Annotated in this window: 13 protein-coding genes; 6 read left to right on the top strand and 7 right to left on the bottom strand. The window is 61.4% G+C overall.

Annotated features, from left to right (window positions below; genetic code table 11):
- The first annotated feature begins 33 nt into the window (after window positions 1–33).
- The 4 genes from HY696_05035 to HY696_05020 all read left to right on the top strand — a co-directional run bounded on the left by HY696_05035 (window position 34) and on the right by HY696_05020 (window position 6,414).
- Entirely contained in the window at window positions 34–3,201 is a 3,168-nt protein-coding gene (locus tag HY696_05035; protein MBI4237768.1) for an efflux RND transporter permease subunit, read from the top strand.
- 171 nt (window positions 3,202–3,372) lie between these two features.
- On the top strand, window positions 3,373–3,867 hold the full coding sequence (locus tag HY696_05030; protein MBI4237767.1) for a DUF2231 domain-containing protein: 495 nt from the start codon (window positions 3,373–3,375) through the stop codon (window positions 3,865–3,867).
- 4 nt (window positions 3,868–3,871) lie between these two features.
- Window positions 3,872–4,966: an SO_0444 family Cu/Zn efflux transporter gene (locus HY696_05025; GenBank protein ID MBI4237766.1), complete on the top strand. Its 1,095-nt coding sequence runs from the start codon at window positions 3,872–3,874 to the stop codon at window positions 4,964–4,966.
- A gap of 164 nt (window positions 4,967–5,130) precedes the next feature.
- Window positions 5,131–6,414 (top strand): radical SAM protein, encoded by a 1,284-nt coding sequence (locus HY696_05020; protein MBI4237765.1) that lies wholly within the window; start codon window positions 5,131–5,133, stop codon window positions 6,412–6,414.
- An 18-nt stretch (window positions 6,415–6,432) separates the two neighbouring features.
- Here HY696_05020 and HY696_05015 read toward each other — a convergent pair whose 3' ends face one another.
- The 5 genes from HY696_05015 to hpnC all read right to left on the bottom strand — a co-directional run bounded on the left by HY696_05015 (window position 6,433) and on the right by hpnC (window position 11,877).
- Complete coding sequence (locus HY696_05015) at window positions 6,433–7,281, bottom strand: 50S ribosomal protein L11 methyltransferase (GenBank protein MBI4237764.1); 849 nt, start codon at window positions 7,279–7,281, stop codon at window positions 6,433–6,435.
- On the bottom strand, window positions 7,281–8,699 hold the full coding sequence (gene pyk / locus HY696_05010; GenBank protein MBI4237763.1) for a pyruvate kinase: 1,419 nt from the start codon (window positions 8,697–8,699) through the stop codon (window positions 7,281–7,283). The genes HY696_05015 and pyk overlap by 1 nt, the downstream gene beginning before the upstream one ends.
- A 22-nt stretch (window positions 8,700–8,721) precedes the next feature.
- On the bottom strand, window positions 8,722–10,131 hold the full coding sequence (locus tag HY696_05005; GenBank protein MBI4237762.1) for an FAD-dependent oxidoreductase: 1,410 nt from the start codon (window positions 10,129–10,131) through the stop codon (window positions 8,722–8,724).
- Window positions 10,065–10,949 carry a phytoene/squalene synthase family protein gene (locus tag HY696_05000; protein ID MBI4237761.1) on the bottom strand — a complete coding sequence of 295 codons (885 nt, stop codon included), beginning with the start codon at window positions 10,947–10,949 and terminating at the stop codon, window positions 10,065–10,067. The genes HY696_05005 and HY696_05000 overlap by 67 nt, the downstream gene beginning before the upstream one ends.
- Window positions 10,950–11,025: 76 nt before the next feature.
- Entirely contained in the window at window positions 11,026–11,877 is an 852-nt protein-coding gene (gene hpnC / locus HY696_04995; GenBank protein MBI4237760.1) for a squalene synthase HpnC, read from the bottom strand.
- Window positions 11,878–12,281: 404 nt separating this feature from the next.
- On the opposite strand from hpnC, the gene HY696_04990 reads away from it, so the two are divergent.
- Both HY696_04990 and HY696_04985 read left to right on the top strand, forming a co-directional pair.
- Window positions 12,282–12,710, top strand: a complete 429-nt coding sequence (locus HY696_04990; GenBank protein MBI4237759.1) for a GIY-YIG nuclease family protein — start codon at window positions 12,282–12,284, stop codon at window positions 12,708–12,710.
- A gap of 749 nt (window positions 12,711–13,459) precedes the next feature.
- The gene (locus HY696_04985; GenBank protein MBI4237758.1) at window positions 13,460–13,969 is read left to right on the top strand and encodes a hypothetical protein; all 510 of its coding nucleotides are present in this window, start codon (window positions 13,460–13,462) and stop codon (window positions 13,967–13,969) included.
- 11 nt (window positions 13,970–13,980) lie between these two features.
- Here HY696_04985 and HY696_04980 read toward each other — a convergent pair whose 3' ends face one another.
- A complete protein-coding gene (locus tag HY696_04980) occupies window positions 13,981–16,548 on the bottom strand; it encodes a glycosyltransferase (protein ID MBI4237757.1) in 2,568 nt (855 codons plus the stop codon).
- A 67-nt stretch (window positions 16,549–16,615) separates the two neighbouring features.
- A complete protein-coding gene (gene thiI, locus HY696_04975; GenBank protein MBI4237756.1) occupies window positions 16,616–17,818 on the bottom strand; it encodes a tRNA 4-thiouridine(8) synthase ThiI in 1,203 nt (400 codons plus the stop codon).
- Window positions 17,819–17,875: the final 57 nt, after the last annotated feature.

Genomic DNA, 17,875 nt, shown 5'->3' with positions numbered 1-17,875 from the left:
GCCACCAGCCACGAGTCACCGGCCACGGCCCTTATGATCAACGCACTCATTGATTACTGCGCCCGTAACCGCTTCTTAGTGATCCTGCTCACGGCGGGCGCCGTAATGCTCGGCGTCCAGACGTTACGGCAAGTCCCGCTCGACGCGATCCCCGACCTCTCCGACAAACAAGTCATCGTCCTCTCGCGTTGGGACCAAAGCCCCGACATCGTCGAGGATCAAGTCACGTATCCGATCATTACCGCGCTGCTCGGCGCCCCGAAGGTGAAAACGATCCGCGGCGTCTCCGATTACGGCGCCTCGTTCGTCTACGTGATTTTCGAAGACGACGTGGATCTGTATTGGGCCCGAAGCCGCGTGCTGGAATATCTCTCCAAGATCCTCCCCCAACTCCCGCGCGGCGTAGAAACCCAACTCGGCCCCGACGCGACCGGCGTCGGCTGGGTCTTTCAATATGCGTTAGTCGATGAAAGCGGCAGCCACGACTTAGCGGAACTGCGGAGTCTGCAAGACTGGCACTTGCGCTATCTGTTGCAAGCCGTGCCGGGCGTGGCGGAAGTGGCCACGATTGGCGGCTTCGTGCAGCAATACCAAGTCCAAGTCCAGCCCAATGCGTTGTTGGCGTATGGCATCTCGATCACGCAAGTCGTCGAGGCGATCCGCAAGAATAATCAAGACGTCGGAGCGCGGCTCGTCGAGTTCGGCGGCACGGAATATATGGTCCGCGGACGCGGCTATTTGCGTTCAGCCGCAGAGATCGGCCAAATCGCGGTCGGCGTCGACAAGAACGGCACTCCGCTGCTGATCCGCAACCTCGGCACCGTGACACTCGGCCCCGACATCCGCCGCGGGATCGCCGACTTCAACGGACGAGGCGACACGGTCGGCGGCATTGTCGTGATGCGCTGGGGCGAAAATGCATTGGCTGTGATCGACCGCGTGAAGGCATTGCTCGCCACGATCGAACCAACGCTTCCCGCCGGCGTAAAACTGGTGACAACGTATGATCGCTCCGACTTGATCGAACGCGCCGTCGGCACACTCACGCACGAACTCTGGCAAGAACTCCTGATCGTCAGCGGCGTCTTGCTGCTGTTTCTGTGGCATCTCCCCAGCGCGCTGCTCCCGATCGTGACCATTCCGGTCGCGGTGTTGCTCTCGTTCATCCCGTTCCAACTGATGGGGCTCTCCGCGAATATCATGTCGCTCGGCGGCATTGCGGTCGCGATCGGGGCGTTAGTCGATTCCTCGATCGTCGTGATCGAGAACGTGCACAAAAAACTCGAACAATGGAGCGAAGCCAGCGGACCGCCGCTTGGCGAAGTCTTGTTGACCGCAGTGAAAGAAGTCGGTCGCTCCAGTTTCTTTTCGTTGCTCGTGATCGCAGTGTCGTTCATGCCGATCTTCGCCCTCGAGGCCCAGGAAGGGCGCTTGTTCAAGCCGCTCGCATTCACGAAGAACCTCTCGATGACGATCGCCTCGATCCTGACGATCACATTGGTGCCCGCACTGATCACGCTGATCATACGAACTCGCCCCGTGCGACTCCGTTCGCAACGCCTGACGCACTTCGTGAATCGCTTCCTGATCGGCCGCATTCACCCGGAAACGGATCATCCGGTCAGCCGTTGGCTACAACGGTGGTACACCCCCGCCGCGCATTGGGTGCTGCGGCATCCGGTGAAGGTTGTCGTGCTCGCGATTGCTCTCGTCATCCCCAGTCTTGGTCTCTTCTTCTTCGGCCTCGGAACGGAATTCATGCCGGCGCTCGATGAAGGGAGCGTGCTGTATATGCCGACCACGCTCCCTGGCGTGGCATCGAGCGAGATGGAACGTCTACTCCAAAATCAAGATCGCATCTTGGCGGGATTTCCGGAAGTCGCGACGGTCCACGGCAAGGCGGGCCGCGCCGACACTGCAACCGACCCCGCGCCGCTCTCGATGGTGGAGACCGTGATTCAACTGAAACACGGCGTGCATTGGACCCGCGAGTTGGAACAACGTTTCGATCATGCCATGCAATTTCCCGGCACCACCAACGCGTGGACGATGCCGATCAAGACGCGGATCGACATGCTCTCCACCGGATTCCGCACGCCGCTCGGGATCAAGATTCTGGGCAAAGATTTGGGCGTGATTCAAGAACTCGGATTGCAGATCGAGCAACTGCTGCAACAAGTCCCCGGCACGCGGAGCGCGTATTTTGAACGCACGACCAGCGGCTACTTCTTGGACATCACGTTAAAACGCGAAGAACTGGCCCGTTACGGGCTCTCGGTTGAAGACGCCAACGCCGTGATCACCTCCGCGATCGGCGGCGAAAACATCGGCCGCACGATCGAAGGGCGCGCGCGCTATCCGATCAGCGTCCGCTATCCGCGCGAACTGCGCGACAATTTGCAAGATTTGGGTCGCGTCTTAGTCCCGATTCAAAACGGCGGACAGATTCCGCTGACCGCGATCGCCGATTTGGCCACCACAACCGGCCCCAGCATGATTCGCAACGAAAACGGTTTACTCGCGGGCTACGTGCATATCGACGTCACCGGTCGCGATCTCGGCGGATATCTCGCGGAAGCCGATCGCGTGCTGAAGGCGCAGCTGCAAGTCCCGCCGAGTTACCTGCCGCAGTGGAGCGGGCAGTATGAATATATGAAACGGGTGAAAGAGAAGCTCGTGACGATCGTCCCGCTCACGCTGCTGATCGTCTTTCTCCTCATCTATATCAACACCGGGTCGTTGGCGAAGACGGCGTTGGTACTACTTGCCGTCCCGTTTTCCGCGATCGGCGCAATCTGGCTACTGTGGGGACTCGATTATCACGTCAGCATCGCCGTGTGGGTCGGACTTATCGCGCTGCTCGGTCTCGACGCGGAAACGGGCATCTTCATGCTGCTGTATCTCGACCTCGCCCACGACCAGGCGCAAGCGGAAGGACAACTGCGCAACGAAGATGAGTTGCGCGAAGCGATCTTCCACGGCGCCGTGCGCCGAATTCGTCCGAAGATCATGACCGTGGCGACGACGTTCTTAGGCTTGATGCCGATGATGTGGGCCACCGGGACCGGCGCAGAAGTGATGAAGCGCGTTGCGGCGCCGATGGCGGGCGGACTGTTCACCTCGTTTCTGTTGGAGTTGCTGGTCTATCCGGCCATTTATTTCTTATGGCGGCGGCGCGCATTGCCCCGCGCCACGGCGTAGGGTATTTCTTATGATTCAAGTTGTCGGGGACCTTGAAGAATGCCCCAGCTGCTAGGCGCCCGGCCCGCCGCGCCCGGCGCGTCCTCGGTTGTACGTGCGGATCGCGGCGGGCCGGGTAACAACGCAGATGGGGTATTATTCGAGGTCCCCTATAGCCATCGGGGAGGTGCCATGGAACCCGCAACACCACTGCTCACTTGGCCCACAGTTCTATGGTGGCTGCCGCCACTCCATCCGCTCTTCGTCCACTTTCCAGCTGCATTTCTGTTCGGTGCCGGCGGCATCGCGGGTTGGCAATTGGTCCGGCGATCATTCGCACCATCACGAACTCTGACGTGGCTACTCGATGCCGGAGCCGTCACTGCGCTCGCGGCCGTGGGCAGCGGACTCTACTTTGAATCGTCCATTCCGCACCGTCATGACGGCGTCATTCACACCGTGATGGAATGGCACGAGACGCTCGGCATCGTCACGGCCATCGTCGCCGTGCTGCTGACCATCGGACGTCGCTGCGCCGATCGCGCTGCCAATACCCGCTGGACACGCGTCCTGCTCTGGGGCACCGTTGCGCTGATGTTGTTGGTCGGCATCACGGGGCACTTCGGTGCATTGCTGGTCCACCGTTTCTCGATCGCCGTACCTGTGCCTGTACATATGCATCCATAAGAATATGACCACATTCACGACTCACTTTTTCGGCATTGCCGGCGCGGCCTGGGAATTACTAGTCAGCGCCGGGATCTATATCCTGCTCGGCCTGGTTGTTGCGGCGTTGCTGCATGCGTTTGTCCGCCGCGAAACGATCGCGCGCTATCTCGGCCAGCGCAATTTCCGCTCCGTCCTCTATGCCGCATTGGCCGGCATTCCGCTTCCACTCTGCTCCTGCGGCGTATTGCCTGCGGCGATGGGCCTGCGCAAAGACGGTGCATCGAAGGGGGCCACGCTTGCGTTTCTCATTTCCACGCCGGAGACCGGCGTCGACTCGATCGCGGTCACGTATGCGCTGATCGATCCGCTGATGGCCGCGATTCGGCCCGTCGCAGCCTTTACCACGGCCTTTGTTGCCGGCGCGTTGGAAGTGGTGCTGAATCATGACAGCGGTGCTCCGTCCGGAAACCACACCGCCACAGCGGCCTGTTGTCATGCGGACGCCGGACCATCGCACCACGCATTGCCGACGCCCCATGCTGCGTCCTCAACATCACCCGGCTCTCCACTCGCCCGCCTCCGCATCGGCTTCCATTACGCCTTCGTCGAACTCTTGGCCGATATCACGCCGACCTTCCTGCTCGGCATCGGGCTCGGCGGCGTCATTGCGCACGTCATCCCGACGACATTCATTGAAACATATTTGGGACACGGACTCCCGGCGATGCTCGTGATGTTGGCCGTCGGCATCCCGCTCTACATCTGCGCCGCCGCCTCCACACCCATCGCCGCCGCGCTGATCATGAAGGGGATGAGTCCAGGCGTCGCGCTCGTCTTCTTGCTCGCCGGCCCGGCGACCAACATCACAGCGCTCCCGGTCGTGGCCAAGATGCTCGGCTGGCGCAGCGTCGGCGTCTATCTGCTCACCATCGCCGTCGCCGCCGTCGGCTTCGGCTTACTCACCGACCTCCTTTATGGAATAGGCGGCGTGCCGCTGCGCGTGGGACTGTCCCCCCACGAACATCCGGTCGCCCTAGGGCTGCGCACCGCAAGCGCCCTCGCCCTCCTCGGCACGATGCTCCATGCCACCCTCCGCCAACGCCGCCCCACCCGCTAACTTCATTTGAGTGGGGACAGGTACCTTCAAATGCAGTGTTGGCGCTGGTTTGAAGGTACCTGTCCCCATTCGGATGTTTCGGAGGCGAATATGGCGATGCGTCAGCTGTTTGGCTCGCCGATGAATGTTTGACGGATCTTCCCGCAGCAGGCTAAGCAGCGGACATGAGTACGTTAGCGATCCTCGAGACCCTCTGTACGCAATATGCTGACTTGCCGCGCGAAGCGATCCTGAAGACCGACTTGCTACGGCTTGGGCTGGCCTTCACACCGGAGGCATTGGCGCGTGGTGCGGCGGCCAAACCGAAATCGTATTTCATTTTTTCGTTCGATCGCCGCAAACAGGAGGAGTTGACGCTTGCCGAGCGAACGCAGGCGCCGGAAGAGATTGCGCTGTGCGATGGGCCGTGGGGATTGCGCCGCACTATCGTCTCCGTGCGCCTTCATCCTGACTCGCCGTATCGTGTGACCGTGGTCGATGATCGGCTCGTACTGCAATGCGACGGCACCGCCTTGTGCAACGTCGCGTTGCCCGCCGCGCCGCCGTATTATGGCCAAACGCTCAGTAGCGGGAAACCCATCACCGATCTCGCGCCGACGCTTGAATGGGGGTATCTCATTTACATTACTGCGTTCCGACTCTGCCAATATTGGGGCACGGAAAGCGAGTGCCAATTTTGCGACATCAACGAAAATTACCGACAACAGCGCGCGACCGGCCGCGCGTACACCGGCGTCAAAGATCCCACCGCCGTCTGCGAAGCGCTGGCGCGCATCGATACGCTCGACACCGCGCGCGAGACGCACGCCTATACGGTCACCGGCGGGAGCATCACGGATCGACTCCACGACCTCGATGAAGCCGCATTCTACGCCCGCTACGCGGAAGCGATTGAAGCCCAATTTCCCGGCCGTTGGATTGGCAAGGTCGTCACCCAAGCCTTGCCACTCGCGGACGTGCGGCGGCTCAAAGCGGCAGGCTATCAAATCTATCATCCGAATTACGAAGTGTGGGACGACCGACTCTTCAATCTACTTTGCCCAGGTAAAGCGCAGTATATCGGTCGCGATCTGTGGCACCGCCGCATCGTCGACGCCGCCGACGTGTTCGGTCCGGCACACGTGATCCCGAACTTCGTGGCCGGCGTGGAGCTCGCCCGCCCGCACGGTTTTGCGACCATCGAGGAAGCGCTCCGCTCCACCGGCGAGGGCTTGCAGTGGTTCATGTCGCGCGGCATTTGCCCCCGCTTCACGGTCTGGTGTGTAGAGCCGAACACGGCGCTGTACGCCGCCAATCCCGAACCGCCGCCGCTCGAATATTATGTAAAATTGTTACAACTGTACCGCGACACGTTCCGACAATACGGCCTCCCACTGCCCCCCGGCTACGGCGCTCCCGGCCCCGGGCACGCCGTCTTCTCCGTCTCCGCATTTATGGATGTGTTGTGATCGAACGGGCGCTCTAGACTATCTCCGGACTTGTAACGCCGCCCACTCTTCTTGCGCCGTTGTTTTCACCGTACGGAAACCAACGGTTTCGAAACGTCGCTGCAAGATCGGGAGCTGTTCCGCCAACACGCCGCTCAAATAGCAATCGCCGCCGGGCACGAGACGGTCGCGGAACGCAGGCGCCAATTCGCAGAGGGGTTCGAGCAAGATATTCGCAACAATTGCATCGTAGGGGCCGGGCGTCGCCTCGATGGTGTCATAAAACGCAACGCGTTCCGCGAGACCGTTCGCTGCCGCTCCGCCGCGTGCCACCCGCACGGCCTCCGGATCGGTATCGACGGCATTGACACACGGCACGCCGCAGACGGCCGCGACAAAGGCCAAGATCCCGGTGCCGGTGCCGACATCCAGCATGCGCTGCCAGCGGCGTTGCGGGGCATCGGCCGCAATCGCACGCGCCATCAGCTGCGTCGTGGCGTGTTGTCCGGTCCCAAACGCCATCCCCGCAGTAATCGCAATGATTCGCTCCCCAGTCCGTGCCACATACGGCACGCCTTCGGCCACGACGACCAGCCCCGGGGCAATGGTCAGCGGTTGAAAATGTTCCTTCCAACGCGCGGCCCAATCCTCTACCGGCAAGGTCGCGACTTCACCGTTGATGCGCTTCGGATCCACGGCGATGCACTCTGCTAAACAATCGCGCAATGCCGCCGCGTCCGCGTCCGGCGCCAAGAACACCTGCCACAACAGTCCATGCGCGGCGTCGCATTCGATCAGCCCCGCATAGCCCCAGCGATACAGGACGGGATAGAGACTCTCCGCGCAATCGCACGGAGCACGGACGACCAGATGGGGGATGGCGTTCATTAGATCACGAGAAACTTCATCATATTCGTGGCGCCCTTTAACCGCGTGGTCCCGGCCACGACGATCACCAAGTCGCCCTTCTTTAAATCTCCACGCCGTAACAGGATCCGTTCGCCATATTCGATCATTCGGTCGGTGGTATGGCCGACGCGCGTGAGCACGGGAATGACTCCCCAACACAGCGCCATGCGCCGCACCACTTGCGGGTGGGCGGTCAGCGCGTAGATCGGCTTGTTCGGTCGCCGTTTGCACAGTGCTTGCACGGTCGTGCCACTCATCGTGAAGACCATTAGCGCCTTCACGCGTGGATCGCGCGCCGCTTGGGCCGCGGCCTCGACCACGCCCAACGTCACCGAAGAGCCGAGCGGCGTGTGTTCGGCAAAGACCGGCGGACGCATATAGGCGGAATGCTCGGCCTCCATGATGATTTGATGCATCGTCCGCACCGCCTCGACCGGATACCGGCCGGCTGCGGTTTCGCCGGAGAGCATCACGGCGTCGGTATGGTCAAAGATCGCATTGGCGATGTCGGTCGCTTCGGCCCGCGTCGGGACCGGATTTTCCACCATCGACTCCAACATTTGGGTGGCGGTAATGACTAACTTCCCGGCGCGATTCGCCTGTTCGATGATCGTCTTCTGCAAGATCGGCACGCGCGCGAGCGAGAGTTCGACACCCAGATCGCCACGCGCGACCATGACACCGTCGGCCTCGGTCAAAATCTCGTCGAGCCGTTCCAACGCCTCGGCCCGCTCGATCTTCGCAATGATCGGCGTTTCCAAGGAATGGCGTTTGAGCCATTGGCGCAACTGCCGTACGTCTTTGGCCGAACGCACAAACGACAGTGCGAAATAATCCGCCCCCTCTTCGATCGCAAAGCGCGCGTCTTCCAAATCTTTTGCGGTCAACGCCGGCGCACTCAGCGCCACGCCGGGGAGGTTGATCCCCTTGTGTTCGCCAAGCAGGCCGCCTGCGGTGACGACACAATGTACTTCAGTCTGCGCGATTTTGGCGACTTCGAGTTGAATGCGCCCGTCGTCGAGCAGGATCGTGTCGCCGCGCTTCACGTCTTCCGGGAGATGCGTGTACGTCGTGGAAACTAATCGGTCATCTCCGGTCACGGTACGGGTCGTAATGCAAAACGGTCGCCCCCGTTCCAACGCGACCGGTCCGCTCCCCTTCAAGCGCCCAACCCGCATTTTCGGTCCTTGGAGGTCGAACAAGACGGCGACCGAGCGTTCGGCCGCGCGCGCTAACTGGCGGAGTTGGCGGATCCACAATCGATGATGCGCGTGCGTCCCGTGCGACAAATTCACGCGCGCGACGTCAATGCCGGCCGTAATCAAACGACGCAACACCTCCGGTTTGGACGACGCGGGGCCGATCGTGGAGACAATTTTGGTGCGACGTGTGGTCATGAGGGGCGTGTACTTACAAGATTCATCCGCGCGAATACACTAAATTCATCGGCGTCGGCAGATCCACCGGCTGGGCCGGCTGCATTGCGGCCGCAGCGGCAGCCACTCCGCTGCGAATCGCGCCTTCGATCGTCGCGGGGAGCTCCGTCTGCGTCCAATCGCCGGCCAGGAACAGATTCGACCACGGCGTGACGGTGGGGAGCCGCCGCGCCGCGCTGCCTTTTGTCACGGCGACTGTTGCGTGGAGTTCCTTCGTCATTTGCACATGCTGGACTTTCGCCTCGCGCGCCAACGGGAAGTGGCGTTGCATGACCGCGTCCGCCGCAGCGACGACTTCAGTCCGCGACGCGGCAACCAAGTCCCGGCACGCGCTACTCACCAACGCCACACACCAGTGCCCACGTGGACCGCTGTAATCTGTCGTGGCTCGGAGCCGCGCCGTGTCGAATGCCCAGTGGAATGGGGCCTCGAGCAAGCCCACCATCGGCTGCGGCAACACCGGGCGATCGTACCACAGATGGACGGAACAGATCGGCACCGACTCCCAACCCTGCAACGGGGCCAAGTAGGGATCGCCGCTGACACCACTGGCGGCGAGCAACCGCTGCAACTCGCGCGGCGGCAGCGTGCTGATGATCACATCGCCTTCCAACGTCGCGCCGTTGCGACACCGCACACTCCGCACCCGCGTGCCGTCCAGCACGAGTTGCTCGACGACAGTCGAGCAGCGCACCTCCGCACCGCGAGCCTGAATCGTGGCGACGGCCGGATCGACCAACAATGCACTGAGACTGCGGCGCGGCACGGCGAGTCCCAGCGGGACATCTTGATGAAGCGTGCCTTCATGCAACATGCGCGTAAACGCCGCTGCCGACGCGCGTTCCGGAATTTCATTCATCACGGCTAACGTCAATGGGGTCCATAACGCCGCGCTGGCACGCGCATCTTGTCCCAACTGGGCCAACCACTCCGCGACGCTCCATTGATCCAGCATCGCGTACGCGGCGGTATCGTACTCGCGCAGTTGCCGCAGTCCTTTACGCAAGCGCCAGAGATTGCCGAGTCCAAAACCGCGCAACCGCGCCAATCCCGCGACGAGATGCCACGGCGCCGACCATGCCGGACAATCGAGCGCATGCAGCACACCATCCGCGGCCGCAAACCACACGGTCAATCGTGGTTCGATCGTCACGCCGTCCGCAGCGCCGATTTGGGATAAATAGCGGAACGTCGCGCGGTAACACCCCATCATCACATGTTGGCCGTTGTCGATCACGTCGCCGGTAACCGGTTCGCGAAAGGAATAGGCGCGCCCGCCACAAAACGAGCGTTGTTCCAGCAATGTGACCGGCCAGCCGCGTTCGGTCAGTTCGACAGCGGCGGCGAGGCCGGCCACGCCGCCGCCGAGAATGATCGCCTGAGGAAGAGCCACAATTTTGTCCCTGTGGTCAGTCGGACGCGCCGTGTCCACACCCGCTCCGGGTGGGCGCGAATCCGTTGCAAGATGGCATAATAATAATCGGACATCAGCAGCGCCGACCGCAACCGCTCCGCCTCGGTGCGGGGAAATCCGCGCCACGCGTCCGCGAAATACGCCTCGGCCCGTTCCCCGCCGCGCGTGATGAGCATGCGCAGCCGCGGATCGTCCGCGGCCGGCGTGCTCGCGGCACACAGTTCCGCGGCCGTGACGCCGCACGCCCGCAATTCCGACTCCGGCAAATAGACGCGTCCGATCGCACCGTCGCTACGGACATCGCGGAGGATATTCGTCAATTGAAACGCGTTGGCTAATGCGAGTCCGGCCGTCCGCGTGGTCTCGGATTCCGGCACGCGGAAGATGCGCAGACACGAGAGGCCGACCGTGCCGGCCACGCCATAACAGTACTGTTCCAACGCCGCCCAATCGGGATACGGCGCGGGCGCAATGTCGCGCGCGACGCCGTCGACTAAGTCGCGGAGATATTGCATTGGGATATCGAACGCCGCGACGCTCTCGCGCAGTTCCACCAGCAGCGGATGGTCCGACTGCGCCCACACCGCCGGGGCCAAGTGGTCGCGCCACGCGGCAATCTGTTCGCGTTTCGCCGCGGCGTCGAAGTCGCTATCGACAACGTCATCCACCACGCGACAAAAGGCGTACAGTGCCCGCATCGCGCGCCGTTGCGGGCGATCGAGGAACCGAAACGCCGCAGCAAAATTGGACCCCGCGCCTTGCACGATCCGTTGGCAATATTGCTCCGCCGCTTGCATAGGGGATGAGATCTGGCAGGCACCCATCGAATTGTCAATCCACGCCATGATTCCAAAACTCCGAACCTAGAACAATCTACCACCGCCATGCGCGCCACGCGAGGCGGGCCCAATCGGTGGCGCGCAATTGCGGCCGACGGAAGGGATTGCATCCCTGCTGTTCGATCCGCTCCAGGATCCGCATCCCGCCGAGCCACGTGAGTTTCAGCTCCCAACGCAGCCGTGGGTGCGGCGCCAACGTGCACAAGTCCCGGCCGGCCGTGAAGAGTTGGCGCGTGCGTTCGACTTGGAAGCGGATCAATGCGCGCACGGCCGGCGAATCGCGATGCGCCGCCAGATCCGCGTCGGTCACACCGTATTGCCGCATCTCGTCCTGCGGCAGATAGATACGATCTTTTTGCAAGTCGATCGCCACGTCTTGCCAAAAATTCGCCAATTGCAGCGCGGTACAGATCTGATCGGAGAGCCGCATCCATGATTCGTTTCCATAACCGAACAGGTGCAGAATCAAGCGCCCGACCGGATTGGCGGAGTGGCGACAATAGTGCATCACTTCGCCGAACGTGGCGTAGCGCGATTTCTTTACGTCGATCATGTACGCCGTCAGCAAGTCGTCGCAGAGTTGCACCGGCAATTGGCATTCTCGGAACGTAGACTCCAACGCAGTAAAGATCCGCAGTTCGGACTCGGTGGGAGACCGTTGCGCCACCATCTCCGGCAGCGGCAACCCATGCGCGCGCGCGGCACACGCCAGCAGCCACTGGCGCCACGTCGCCAAGCGTTCCATCCGCTCGCCGGCAAACAGCGGCTCGTCGGCGAAATCGTCGGCGGTGCGGGCAAACGCGTAAATGTTACACACATGCTGCCGCAAGCGCTTCGGCACGAGCCACGACGCGACCGGGAAATTTTCATAATGCCCGTACGTAATCCGCCGCGTCGCCGCATACGCTTCACTGAGTGCCGGTTCCATCATCGCGCGGCTGGTAACACAGCCAACAACACCGATGCAATCCTGTCTCACCAAGCACGTTGAAACGGCCGCGCCGGTTTGCTCTCGACCACGTGGGGTCAGGCGCGGGGGCCGGGGGACCCAGGGTACGCGGTCGACTTGCCATCGAGGCAAGTCGCCGCTCGCCCTCGCCGTTTTCATCGTTAAATCGCGCATGGAGAAAACGGCTCCGAGAGCCCCTGGGTCCCCCGGCCCCCGTGCCTGACCGCCGCTCGTACATGCCAGATGGACTATACTCCCACTCCTCGTGCCACTATTTGCGCGTACTCAGTTCTTGGGGTACTGAGTAGCCACTTTGGCTGCAGCAAAGGAGAATCAGCACTATGGCACTTACACCGAAGACGATACAAATCTTCTTACCCGAAGGAGAACCGCGAGGGGTGCGGGTGGCTGAGGTGCGGAATCGGACGATCCAAGCCATCGCAATGCCGCGTTCCAAAATTGAGACTATTGCACAGTGGAGTGAAGCAGAAGACTGTTGCACGCGCATCAAAGAACACAACCATCCGAAGGATTTTTGGCAAACAGGGATCACAGTAACATCCAAGACTCGAGGTCTCAACAAAGTCCACATCAAGTTCTTGGAATCCCATTGTCTCGCGGCCTGCGATACAGCGGGCCGCTATCAACTCGACAACGAAAATCGCCCCAGCACAGCCTCCAGCATCGTGTTCGGCATGCGCTCGAACGGTTGGACAACATGGAAGGACCAAACCGGCCGCACGCTCGATGCATTGAAGCGGAAGCTATAGAGCATGTTTGCAAAAATTTATTTACGGAATACGGGTTCTGCTCCCGGTCACCCGTAGACGTGCAACAATTGTTGCAAACCCGCCCCCATAAGGTGTGACTTCAACAGCACCAATGTAAACGGTTGGGCTGATTAATAGAGAATACTGCACCTCACCGCGTGTGCTGGTCACACGCCGGGAGGCTGGACCCGGTACACCCGGGGGCTCTCGGAGCTGTTTTCTCCTTGCGAAATCTAAAGTCGAAAACGGCGAGGGTGAGCGCGCGACGTGTCATGCAATGGGGGGCCTGCGCGACACCGCCGCGCAATACCCCCCATCCCCCCGCGCCGACCGCCGGCAAAGCCGGTCGGTCGGCTTGCGGCGCCGCGATAGTGAGCATGGGCGGCGGAGCGACAGCGGAGCCATCGCCCGCGGTAGTAATGTCCGCGGTGCGACGAGCAGGAGCACCGCGTTCCATTGGCAACTGGGTGTACCGGGTCCAGCCTCCCGGCCCACGTCGTCAGCAATGATCGTGGGACCGCGCAGTATGGCTATGCAATATTTTGAAACACGCCTTTACAAGAGCAATATCCAGCTGTTCTACCGCAGTGATACACCGCCAATTATTCGACGCAACTTCTTCGTAGCCCGGCCGATACAGGAGTGATAGAAGGGCGGCGCTCGACAGGAACCACCTGCCGTGTCGTCATTGTGAGGTGGTTATGAGTGCAATCAGTCCCAGTAGTCCATTGCAAACCGCATCATCCAAGATGGCGAGACGCAGTCAATATGCGGTGGCCAAATTCTTTGTGCGATTGCGGACCGCCGGCGTTGCGGCGCAAAAGGTGCCTGATCGATTGCTGCGCCTCGTGGCCGCGGCACGATGGCCGTTAGTGAGTTCCGCGGCGGCGCGCCAATTTTGGCGCACCAACATGCTGCGCCCCGGAAGTGCCGAGCCGCAGATTCCGACCGGAGTACAACTCACGGAAACAACGACGGCGTTGTTGTTCCAAAAAGCGCTCGAAAAGGGTGCACGGACCGTCTTCTATGCGCCGGATCCGATTGTCAGCGTCGTCTTCATCGGAGCTCTCTGTTCGATCGGAGTCCGCGCGTTACCGTTCTTAGGAAACGTTTTGAAGGAGTTGCTCGCCAAAGAAATCATCCCCGGCACGCATCGCGCTCAAGGGCGCGATCTCATCGTCACCACACTGCGGCAATACCATCCGGAGGGAACAATTATTCTCCGTAACAGCGGGGTGGAGCAGCAACAAGCGTCTTAACGCAGTGCCCGCTACGCCACGCCGTTTCCATTCCCTGCCACACGACTCCCGATCACGGCGGCGACCAACGCGGCCAAATAGGGAAAGGATTGCACAGTGATCGCCGCGACCCAAATCACCGCTTGATCGTTCACCGTGCCGAAGACGCGCACGATCCCGTACGCCGCAAGACCGAGGAGCAGTGTCAATCCCAGCTCCTCGCGCACGTGCAGCAGACTGCGCAGCAGTGGCGTAGCCGCCGCCAGTTTCGGAGTGCGATAAAACGGACGACGGATCCCCAGTAGTCCCTGCCAGACCGCCTTCGCGATCTTGTGCGTCAGTGAACCGCCGGCGATCAACGCGAGCAGCGTGCGCCGCCGCCCGATCCGCACCCGCGCGGCATAGGTCCACAGCGTGCCGACGATCCGGACAACGACCAGCAACAGCGCCGGATAGACGAAAATCGGTTCCGGGAAATCGGTATGCAGCGGATCCGCGATCAAGACGGCGCTCCAGCCCAACGCGGTGAGGGAAAACAGCAGATGCAGCGCATCGCCGAACCACGGCAACCAACCCTTAATATAATGATAGCGCTGGGCGCGGCTTAAGCCCCGCCGCAACCCCAGCAAAGACGCCCAATGCCGCCGCATGATCCGCATCGCACCATAGGCCCAGCGGAACCGCTGTTTGGCATAGGCCTCGTAGGAATCCGGCACCAAGCCGTGACCGAACGGATGATTCACGTACACGGCCCGACGCCCCGCGGCCAAGATGCGGAGCCCCAACTCCGCGTCTTCGCAAATGCACCACTCCGCCCAGCCGCCGAGCTGGTCCAGCGTCGCGCGATCGATCAGCGTCATCGTGCCGTGCTGGATGATCGCGTTATCTTCATTCCGCTGCACCATCCCGATCCGAAAGAAGCCCGCGTACTCGTCGTTTTCCATTCGTTGGAAGACATGGGCGTCGAAGCCGCGATGCTCCTGCGGCGCCTGGACCAAACCGACCGCCGGATCTTGAAAATACGGAACTGTGGCGCGCAACCACCCGGGCTCGACGACGTAATCGGCGTCGATCACGCCGACGATCCGCGCGGCCGGGTCGGTCTGCTGCCGCGCGAAGTTCAGCGCGCCGGCCTTGAAGCCGGGGCATTGCGGCAGATGAAAGAACCGAAACTGCGGACCCAACGCGGTGCAGTGCCGCGCCACCGGTTCCCAAACGGCCGCATCGCGCGTATTGTTGTCGACCACGATCACTTCGAAATTCGGGTAGTCGAGGTGCGCCAAACTCTCGAGCGTCGCACGCATCAGCGCGGGCGGTTCGTTGTAACAAGCGACATGAATCGACACGCGCGGCGCATCGTGCAGAGGTCCTTCATGCGGGAGATAGCGATTGCGCAAGCGTGCATCGCCGACCACTTCGGCAATCTCTACGGTGTCGGTAATCAAGATGATGGCCAGCAACGCCTGCGCGCTCAACATGATGCCCCAAAAAACGATGTCGCCCGGCGACATATAGCGGTCGGTCGCCTCGCGGGCGAGTTGGGTCGCGAAGGCGGCCAAGACTTGAAAAATCACGACTGAAAAATATCGCCCGCCCAAGCGCAATCCCGGACGACGCAACAGAAAAAACGCGGCGGACAGCAACCCGAGCAATGTCGACATCGCCATCCAATATTTCCAGTTCGGATCTTCCAGCACCGGCCCTTGGAGCGGGAATTTGTCGCGTCGCTCCGCATCCATGATTCCCCAATGTTCGCCGACCTCGCCTTCCAGCCGGCTCTTCCACGGCTGATCGAACGCCTCGAATAAATTGTACGGCATCTTCTCGGCCGCCGCGCGTTGCACGAATTGGCGCACGAATTCCGCTTGGTTCACTTGGCTCGCGACCGCAGCGCCACGCTGCGGGCCGTCGCTCGGCCAGCCGACTTCGGCCACGAACACCTTTTTCTTCGGAAAGGCCTGCCGCACCACCTGATAGTGATCGACGATATACGTGACCGCCTCCGCGGCCGGCACCCCGACCCAATACGGCAGGATGTGGACCGCCAAGTAATCGACGTCGTCAGCCATCTCCGGATGATTCAGCCAATAATCCCACGGTTCCGCCGTGGAAACCGGTGTCCGCAGCCGCGTCCGCGCCTCTTGCAAATAGCCGCGCAACTCGCCCAACGGCACGGTCTGATGCAATTGCGTCTCGTTGCCGATCATCACTCGTTGGACATTGCGATGCCGTCCGGCCATCTGAATGACGCTCTCGACTTCGCGGCGATTTTCTTCCGGATTGTCTCCCAAATACGCCGTCGCAATGACCCCCAATCGGTATTGGTCGGCCAATGTCGGCACCTGTTCCAAGCCGCGGGTGGCGCTATACAGACGGACGACTTTCGTTTTTTCCGCCAAACGCGCCAGATCCGCCGTCAACGCGTCTGCAGTAAAGGTGTGGCCTTCGAATGGACTTTGATCGGCATGGTACGGATTGACGGAAATCGATTCCACCGGATAGCGCGACTCGACGGTGGAATAGGGTTTATTGACTCCGATCCAGAGCAGTAGATTGGCCGAGACAACGAGCGCGACGAGCAGCAAACTGGAGAGACGCATAGGCGTACGAAGTCCTCGATTGAACCGGCCGCATAGCACAGAGTTGATGGACTGTGAACTAGTGCGCTCACGCCTCGACAACCCGCCATTCGACTGCGGCGACGCCTTGGCGGACCAGCGCCGTGAGATCCAGCGCGGCTTCAGCGCGTTCCACGGTCGCCAAGCGACTGCTGGTGGCCGGATGGCGCGGTTCCAGGAAATTGCAGCAATCTTGATGCGGCTCGATCGACGTCTCGTAGGTCCCGATCTGGCGCGCGGTGGCGGTGATCTCTTCTTTGTCCATCCCCACTAACGGGCGCAGCACCGGCAGCGGCGACGCGGCCTCGATCGTGCTGAGATTGGAAAGTGTTTGCGAAGCCACTTGGCCCAGCGCATCGCCAGTGACGAGGGCTGTTGCGCCGACCTCGCGCGCCAATTCGGCCGCGATCCGGAGCATCAAACGTCGATAGAGGATGATCCGCAATTCGGCCGGGGCATGGAGCACGACTTGCTGCTGCAACGGGGCAAACGGGATCAGACCGATGCGCAGCGGTCCATGCCACGCGGCCAGGCGTTGCGCCAAATCGAGCACTTTTTCTTGCGAGGCGGCGGTGGTAAACGGCGCGCTATGGAAATGGAACGCGACCGTCTCGCAGCCGCGCCGCATCATCCGCCACGCCGCCACCGGCGAATCGATCCCGCCGGAGAGGAACACCGCCACCGTCCCGCTCATCCCCAGCGGCAACCCGCGCGGCCCTTCGACACGATCGGCGCCGACGAACAGATGCCGACTCATCACCTCGATCCAGAGTGTAAACTCCGGATGTTCCAAGTCGACCCGCGCCCCGGTGCGCTCCTGGACTGCGCGCCCGATGATCTCCCCCACTTGCTGCGAGGAATACGGGAATTGCTTCTCGCCCCGCCGGCAACGGACGGCAAAAGAGCCAAATGTGCGCCCCTGCAGCACGGACGGCAGCAGTGCATGCACCGCATCGAGGCTGGGAGCTACGCGCCACACACCATAAGCATTCGAGAGGCCGAACACCTTCTTTGCTGTTTCTGACAAGCGATTCCACGGTTGTTCGACGGCAAATTCAATAAAGAAGCGGCCAGGGAGCCTTCGAACCTCGTGATCACCGAACGGACGCAGCCGAGCGCTCAACAACTCGACCAAGCGACTCTCGAAGCGGTGACGATTTTTTCCGCGCAACGTCAGCTCACCATAGTGCCCCAACAGATACCGATAGCTGGGGATAGCCTGGGGATCATTCGGGGAGAACGTTGTGGACAAACACGGAACACCCATGATGCGCTCCAAAGATGGCAAACGGTTTCGGGCTCATAGCCG

The organism is Deltaproteobacteria bacterium (assembly GCA_016210045.1).
Taxonomy (GTDB): Bacteria; UBA10199; UBA10199.
This window is presented reverse-complemented; position numbering and strand designations above follow the sequence as displayed.

Bases quoted from the DNA above. Each gene is read 5' to 3' on its own strand.
- HY696_05035 (MBI4237768.1), top strand. From the start codon at position 34: ATGATCAACGCACTCATTGATTACTGCGCCCGTAACCGCTTCTTAGTG.
- HY696_05030 (MBI4237767.1), top strand. From the start codon at position 3,373: ATGGAACCCGCAACACCACTGCTCACTTGGCCCACAGTTCTATGGTGG.
- HY696_05025 (MBI4237766.1), top strand. From the start codon at position 3,872: ATGACCACATTCACGACTCACTTTTTCGGCATTGCCGGCGCGGCCTGG.
- HY696_05020 (MBI4237765.1), top strand. From the start codon at position 5,131: ATGAGTACGTTAGCGATCCTCGAGACCCTCTGTACGCAATATGCTGAC.
- HY696_05015 (MBI4237764.1), bottom strand. From the start codon at position 7,281: ATGAACGCCATCCCCCATCTGGTCGTCCGTGCTCCGTGCGATTGCGCG.
- pyk (MBI4237763.1), bottom strand. From the start codon at position 8,699: ATGACCACACGTCGCACCAAAATTGTCTCCACGATCGGCCCCGCGTCG.
- HY696_05000 (MBI4237761.1), bottom strand. From the start codon at position 10,949: ATGCAAGCGGCGGAGCAATATTGCCAACGGATCGTGCAAGGCGCGGGG.
- HY696_04990 (MBI4237759.1), top strand. From the start codon at position 12,282: ATGGCACTTACACCGAAGACGATACAAATCTTCTTACCCGAAGGAGAA.
- HY696_04985 (MBI4237758.1), top strand. From the start codon at position 13,460: ATGGCGAGACGCAGTCAATATGCGGTGGCCAAATTCTTTGTGCGATTG.
- HY696_04980 (MBI4237757.1), bottom strand. From the start codon at position 16,548: ATGCGTCTCTCCAGTTTGCTGCTCGTCGCGCTCGTTGTCTCGGCCAAT.